8 protein-coding genes are annotated in these 6,093 nt (G+C 40.4%); 5 read left to right on the top strand and 3 right to left on the bottom strand.

Annotated features, from left to right (window positions below; genetic code table 11):
• Positions 1 to 118: 118 nt before the first annotated feature.
• Entirely contained in the window at positions 119 to 466 is a 348-nt protein-coding gene (locus H6H03_RS31305) for a HepT-like ribonuclease domain-containing protein (protein WP_190958936.1), read from the bottom strand.
• On the bottom strand, positions 463 to 756 hold the full coding sequence (locus tag H6H03_RS31300) for a nucleotidyltransferase family protein (RefSeq protein WP_190958935.1): 294 nt from the start codon (positions 754 to 756) through the stop codon (positions 463 to 465). The genes H6H03_RS31305 and H6H03_RS31300 overlap by 4 nt, the downstream gene beginning before the upstream one ends.
• 395 nt (positions 757 to 1,151) lie before the next feature.
• Here H6H03_RS31300 and H6H03_RS31295 point away from each other — a divergent pair, with 395 nt between their 5' ends.
• Both H6H03_RS31295 and H6H03_RS41550 read left to right on the top strand, forming a co-directional pair.
• On the top strand, positions 1,152 to 1,763 hold the full coding sequence (locus H6H03_RS31295) for a hypothetical protein (RefSeq protein ID WP_190958934.1): 612 nt from the start codon (positions 1,152 to 1,154) through the stop codon (positions 1,761 to 1,763).
• A 12-nt stretch (positions 1,764 to 1,775) separates the two neighbouring features.
• Positions 1,776 to 1,910, top strand: coding sequence for a hypothetical protein (locus H6H03_RS41550; RefSeq protein ID WP_277927403.1), 135 nt, complete (start codon positions 1,776 to 1,778; stop codon positions 1,908 to 1,910).
• On the opposite strand, the gene H6H03_RS31290 is transcribed toward H6H03_RS41550, so the two are convergent.
• Positions 1,881 to 2,249 carry a Dethiobiotin synthetase gene (locus tag H6H03_RS31290; protein WP_190958933.1) on the bottom strand — a complete coding sequence of 123 codons (369 nt, stop codon included), beginning with the start codon at positions 2,247 to 2,249 and terminating at the stop codon, positions 1,881 to 1,883. The two genes, H6H03_RS41550 and H6H03_RS31290, sit on opposite strands and share 30 nt — an antisense overlap.
• Positions 2,250 to 2,458: 209 nt before the next feature.
• Here H6H03_RS31290 and H6H03_RS31285 point away from each other — a divergent pair, with 209 nt between their 5' ends.
• The 3 genes from H6H03_RS31285 to glmS all read left to right on the top strand — a co-directional run bounded on the left by H6H03_RS31285 (position 2,459) and on the right by glmS (position 5,955).
• Complete coding sequence (locus H6H03_RS31285) at positions 2,459 to 2,695, top strand: hypothetical protein (RefSeq protein ID WP_190958932.1); 237 nt, start codon at positions 2,459 to 2,461, stop codon at positions 2,693 to 2,695.
• A 734-nt stretch (positions 2,696 to 3,429) separates the two neighbouring features.
• A complete protein-coding gene (psaC, locus tag H6H03_RS31280) occupies positions 3,430 to 3,675 on the top strand; it encodes a photosystem I iron-sulfur center protein PsaC (RefSeq protein ID WP_012411495.1) in 246 nt (81 codons plus the stop codon).
• Positions 3,676 to 4,071: 396 nt separating this feature from the next.
• Positions 4,072 to 5,955 (top strand): glutamine--fructose-6-phosphate transaminase (isomerizing), encoded by a 1,884-nt coding sequence (gene glmS / locus H6H03_RS31275; RefSeq protein ID WP_190958931.1) that lies wholly within the window; start codon positions 4,072 to 4,074, stop codon positions 5,953 to 5,955.
• Positions 5,956 to 6,093: the final 138 nt, after the last annotated feature.

Genomic DNA, 6,093 nt, shown 5'->3' with positions numbered 1-6,093 from the left:
CTCAATTTATACCGTGACCAGATGTTTGAAAACATGGCACAAGCTCAACGGCTCTGTTCTTTTGGGTTATACACACTTAAGCAACTTTTTAGAATGAAATAGCCCTGCTTGACATACTCTAGTTTTTCAAATCTTCTACAACTCTAGAGATCATTATTTTTAACTGGGGAACATCTTCCTCAACTGCTTTCCAAATAATTTGCACATTCGTATTGAAATAATCGTGAATTAGTTTATCTCGCATTCCTGCAATATCTCTCCAGGGAATATCTGGATATTGGCTTCTTATAGAATCAGGTATGCGCTTCACAGCTTCGCCAATAATTTCAATGGCTCTGGAAACAGCGAAAATTTTCTCTAAATTTTGTGAGAATGCTTCAAACTCAATTCCTGATGTAAATTGCTCAATGGCCCTAACTGCATCTAAAATATCCTGCAAATAGTCTTCAAGTTGTCGTTTGTTCACAAATAGACAACCTCTTTCAAGATCCGCTCTCCAATACGAGGCTTTAAACCACCCTTATGCACTAAATCAACTTTTACGCCTAAGTTGTCACTGAGATAATTCTCTAAATTGACAAACTTCAACAAACTCGGTATTTCAGAAAACTCTACTAGCAAATCAATATCACTGATTTCTGTCTGTTCTTTCCTGACGTAGGAGCCAAAAATTCCTAACTCTTTTACTTTGTAACGTTCTTGTAAAACCGATTTGTGTTGTACAAGCCATTGACTAATTTCTTCAATAGTCTTCATATGATAATACATTATTGATTTGCGTAAACTTTGTTGTAACAGAGTACATCTTTAAAGATTGTATCGGAATTGCACCATTGTAAGTACGAACTTTTTAGAAGTATTTTTGATAAGTACAATTCTTTCATATAAAAGGCATAATACAGTTTTAATTAGTTTGCTACAAGTATTAAATTTAACTTTTGCTAGCAAAAGTTAAATAATCTGTCCTTGCTCTAGAGTCAACGTTATATTCTTAACCACTTTATTGTTGGCTTTTTCTAAGATAAAGCGTTTATAAGTAAGATCCCTGATGTTTAAAGTTGAATAGATATTTGAAATGATCTTGCTCAAAAACGGGAAAACTATGGTTAATCCCTAATGGGGAAATTTCCATATAAATCCTGAATAGAAAAATGTTCAAGAAATCTCTGCTTAAAGTTTTAATTTTGCCTTTTTCTCTAGTACCTTGGCTGTGTGCGGGAACGCTTTTTGATGCCAAAGTTAATGCTTTACCAGGACAAAGTACAGAAGAGGTAGGTACTTGGATTAAAGCACATCCCACACTCCGTCCCAGGAATGGGGAGCAATTGTTTGTGCAAAAAACTGACACAGCTGCTCAAAGATTCACTTTTCAAGCGTCGGTATTGCCCCCTGGTAGAGTGGAGTTTTCCAAAGACCGTGGCACAATTCGCAGTGAGCGCATTGCTATGTATGATGCCATTAACGGCATGACATTCGATCGCCTCCAAGAATCCTTGCGGGTGATTTATGGCTTGGAGATTTATCAAGACTACGATCGCGCCGAAGTTGTATATCAATATCCCAGCCAAAAGACTGTTAACTCAGCGCGTCTTGCCAAAACTCCCATTCGAGAGGCTTTAAAAGGAGAATTACGAGTAGGCTCACGCTATGTGTATTGGGTGGAAATTGCCCAACCCAAAACAGGTAAAGCTTTTACCGGCCAAATGACGATTTTGCTCAAAACAGACCTAGATAAGTTAGAAAAGGAATTGCAAATTCGGTAATGAGTATGGGGCATGGGGCATGGGGCACTTGTACTGAGCCAAGTCAAAGTATTGGGCATTGATTATTCTCCGCGTCCCCGCGTCTCCCTCATCCTCCTCATCTCCCTATTCTCTTGTTCACAGTTTCTCCAAACCCACGGAAGCTAAGGTTTGCCATGTGCCCGAAAAGATACTTTCAGCTCCTAGGGAAATTCGTAACAAATCTTCCTTGAGTAGTGGCGGCCAATCAATACCAGCTCTACGCCCTGCGGCAAATACCTGTTGCGTCTTGATGCTTAACTGATAAAGCGTCAAAGCCAGTTCTCGGTCTAGGGTGGGGGCGTCTTTGAGGGCTTCAAACACCACTTTCAATGCCAACAAAATTGAGGTGATTTGACCAGGTACTGGGGGTTTCCCATGTTTCATACGCTCTAACAGCGCATCTGGGTAATCCTTAGTTGGGATTGTCTGATCTATCAAGAGTTTCCGAGCTGTTTCGTAATTCATGTAACAAGCTTACCCTACATTTTGATTGGGCAGTAATACTTAATTAAAATGTTATAAAACTAGCTGATAGTTATTTATAGCTATCTCATTTGGTTTGTGAAAAGATGGAGGTAGGAAAAATGATAACGAATTTGCGATGCTCTGGATTAACCAGATAGACTGAGTATAATAGCTTTGAAAAATACACCTTTTTGGAAATCACAAGCAAAATGATATCACCGAATTTACTAGAAATTGAGCGCTCTATCCGTGCCTTGTCTGTGGAAGAACAACTGTGGTTACTGGAAAGTATTGCTCGCGAAATTAGAGAAAGGGAGTATACAAAAGATAAATTTGCTAATGCCAAGCCTCCGCAAGAAGAATTGATTGAAATAGCGAGTGAGCCAGTTATTCAAACAAAATTCTCTCTAATTAATGATGAATTTGCCAGTTCGGAAATACTCTAAAATATCTGGGAGTAAAAGTTATAAATCTGCCAGAATTAAAAATCTAAATATAGAAATTCTTGGTGAGCGATCGCTGATAAATTTTCAGGGCGATCGCTGTTTTTTCTGTTAGTTATGTGAGTCGGTCGCATAATTTTTTCAAAATATAGCTCATTATTGAGGATATACAGCAGATTTCGACAAACGTGAACTACGCTCTCTAGCTCTAAAAGCCATGTGTGGAGCTGATTCTAAATCTGACTTCGCCAATTCTGCTGTATTAGAGCTTCATCGTTTTATTCTCAACAAAGATGCTGTTCTCAATCGAAACTTGGCGTCGCCTAGTCTAAACGGGTAGGCGATCGTCAAACCACATCATCAATACACTTAATTAGAAAATTTTGCTCAATATTTAATATTTTGTTATGAATTCGCTTTATTTGAGATTAGTATAGTATGCAATGAATAGGTAGTATAGATAACTTTCTGATTTCATCTTTTAAATTGATTTTTTTGTAGATGACTTTACTGTCAAACCATATTATGGTATTTGAGTGGGGTAAATACGTCCTGATAATGTTGCTAATTTAGAGGTCAATAGGGGCGATCTCGCAAAAACAAATTTTCTAACGTGCTTATTAAATTGTTTGAAGTTATGTAGCCTTTTGATTACAGCCTATCAACCACTGCGGTAAACTATGCGTTGATTATGATTCTTTCGCAGAGAAGAACACTCGAAAGGAGCCGTTTTTTCAATGTCTCATACCGTAAAAATCTACGATACCTGCATTGGTTGCACTCAATGTGTCCGCGCTTGCCCCACTGACGTACTGGAGATGGTTCCTTGGGATGGCTGCAAAGCTGCTCAAATTGCCTCTTCACCCCGTACAGAAGACTGTGTAGGCTGTAAGCGTTGCGAAACTGCTTGCCCCACCGACTTTTTGAGCATTCGGGTTTACCTGGGTGCTGAAACAACTCGCAGTATGGGTCTAGCTTACTAAAAAGCTCCTACCGAGTCATCCAACTTCCGATCGCCCGTTAGCCTTTGGCGTTCCCAAAGGGTAGCTGGCGCTCGGAGTTCTGGCACAGTAGCTAGTGCTGAGAAACAAACAAGTAAATTACCAAAATAATTTCTTGATTGTTTCCTCAGGACTCTGAACTCAGCACTCAAGACCTTTTTCGTACTGAATTCTGACTCCTGAATTCTCAATTCTGAATTCTTTTTTGTTAAATCCTATAAGCCACCTTTGTAGCTTCGAGTCAAAAGCCCAGAATCCATAAAAATACATACCTAGTGGCAGAGGGAGCAAATAGCCCCCTTTTTTCTTTGCAAAACACCCAGTTTGTGGTAACAACTATACTGGATTTAATCATCCTCAAAAAAAGTGGTGTGAGCAATGTGCGGAATTGTTGGATATATAGGCACTCAAGCTGCAACAGACATTTTGCTGGCTGGGCTGGAAAAACTGGAGTACAGGGGCTATGATTCTGCTGGAATCGCCACTGTTTGGGAAGGCGAAGTTCATTGTGTGCGGGCAAAGGGCAAGCTGCATAACCTACGTTCTAAACTCGAACAAATGGAAACCCCTGCCCAAATTGGTATTGGTCACACTCGCTGGGCGACTCATGGTAAACCAGAAGAGTACAACGCCCATCCCCATCTAGATTCCACAATGCGAGTGGCGGTGGTGCAAAATGGCATTATTGAAAATTACCGCGAGTTACGGGAAGAACTCAAAGCAAAAGGACACGTTTTTCGTTCCGAAACCGATACGGAAGTTATCCCACACCTCATCGCCGAAATTTTAAAGAATTTTTCCCCCTTATCTTCTTCATCTTCTTTCCTAGAAGCAGTTCGCCAAGCTGTTACCCGCCTAGAAGGGGCATTTGCACTCGCGGTGGTTTGTGCTGACTATCCTGATGAATTGATAGTTGTTCGCCAACAAGCGCCCTTGGTGATTGGTTTTGGTCAAGGGGAGTTCTTTTGTGCTTCCGACACGCCAGCGATCGTTGCCTACACCCGTGCGGTGCTACCTTTGGAAAATGGCGAAATTGCCCGCCTGACACCATTGGGCGTTGAGATTTACAATTTTGCTGGCGATAGGCTCAAAAAACAACCCCGACTACTTAATTTGAATCCCACGATGGTGGAAAAACAGGGATTCAAACACTTCATGCTCAAGGAAATTCATGAGCAACCGGGGGTAGTGAGAGCTAGTTTAGAAGCTTATTTTAATAATGTAGAAGAAAATGTGCGATCGCCAATCAATCTAGGGTTACCTGAAGATTTATATACAGATTTAGAACAAATTCACATCGTCGCTTGTGGTACAAGTTGGCACGCAGCATTAATCGGCAAATATTTAATCGAACAATTAGCAGGAATTTCAACGCAAGTACATTACGCTTCTGAGTATCGCTATGCACCATCACCATTGACATCCAATACTTTGATTATTGGCGTTACTCAATCAGGTGAAACCGCTGATACTCTCGCAGCTTTGGCGATGGAAAAAGAACGCCGCCAGGGTAAAGAAGCTAAATATGAACCACGACTTTTAGGTATTACTAATCGCCCAGAAAGTAGCCTCGGTCATTTAGTACCAAATATTATTAGCACCTTAGCAGGAATTGAAATTGGGGTAGCAGCGACAAAAACTTTTACCGCCCAACTGATGGCGTTTTATGCATTGGCATTAGATTTAGCAGCTCATCGTCAGACAGTTTCCAAAGAAACTTTAGAGATCATTATTAATGGCTTGCGACAAATTCCTAAAGATATTGAGTCAACATTAGAAAACCAGGAACGTTTAAGCGAACAGCTAGCACACGAATTTGCCGAAACCCAAGATTTCATTTTTGTTGGTAGAGGAATTAACTTTCCAATTGCTTTAGAAGGTGCGTTGAAATTAAAAGAAATCAGCTACATTCACGCGGAAGGATATCCAGCTGGCGAGATGAAACACGGCCCCATCGCTTTGTTAGATGCGAAAGTTCCAGTTGTGGCGATCGCTGTTCCTGGTAGTGTGTATGAAAAGGTTATTTCTAACGCTCAAGAAGCCAAAGCCCGTGATTCTCGCTTAATTGGCGTCACTCCTATTAAAGATGGCGAAGCAGGGGAAATTTTTAACGATTTACTCCCTGTACCTTATGTAGATGAATTACTTTCTCCCCTGCTTACAGTTGTACCTTTGCAACTATTGGCTTATCATATTGCTGCCCGTCGCGGTTTAGATGTTGACCAGCCTCGTAACCTTGCTAAAAGCGTTACAGTTGAATAGTATAAACTGATACTTAAATATTGTTGTAGAGGAATAATTCGGTTCAACAAGTCATAAAACGATTTAACAATAACCTCGCTTGGAAGTACGATTGTACCAAGTAAAAGTGCGATCGCTTCCAGAGGTTATTTTTATGGT

The sequence above is a fragment of the Nostoc paludosum FACHB-159 genome (assembly GCF_014698835.1).
GTDB classification, from domain to species: Bacteria; Cyanobacteriota; Cyanobacteriia; order Cyanobacteriales; family Nostocaceae; genus Nostoc; species Nostoc paludosum.
This window is presented reverse-complemented; position numbering and strand designations above follow the sequence as displayed.

Excerpts from the sequence above, each read along its gene's own strand:
- H6H03_RS31300 (WP_190958935.1), bottom strand. The coding sequence starts at position 756 with ATGAAGACTATTGAAGAAATTAGTCAATGGCTTGTACAACACAAATCG.
- H6H03_RS31295 (WP_190958934.1), top strand. The coding sequence starts at position 1,152 with ATGTTCAAGAAATCTCTGCTTAAAGTTTTAATTTTGCCTTTTTCTCTA.
- H6H03_RS41550 (WP_277927403.1), top strand. The coding sequence starts at position 1,776 with ATGGGGCATGGGGCACTTGTACTGAGCCAAGTCAAAGTATTGGGCATT.
- H6H03_RS31290 (WP_190958933.1), bottom strand. The coding sequence starts at position 2,249 with ATGAATTACGAAACAGCTCGGAAACTCTTGATAGATCAGACAATCCCA.
- H6H03_RS31285 (WP_190958932.1), top strand. The coding sequence starts at position 2,459 with ATGATATCACCGAATTTACTAGAAATTGAGCGCTCTATCCGTGCCTTG.
- psaC (WP_012411495.1), top strand. The coding sequence starts at position 3,430 with ATGTCTCATACCGTAAAAATCTACGATACCTGCATTGGTTGCACTCAA.
- glmS (WP_190958931.1), top strand. The coding sequence starts at position 4,072 with ATGTGCGGAATTGTTGGATATATAGGCACTCAAGCTGCAACAGACATT.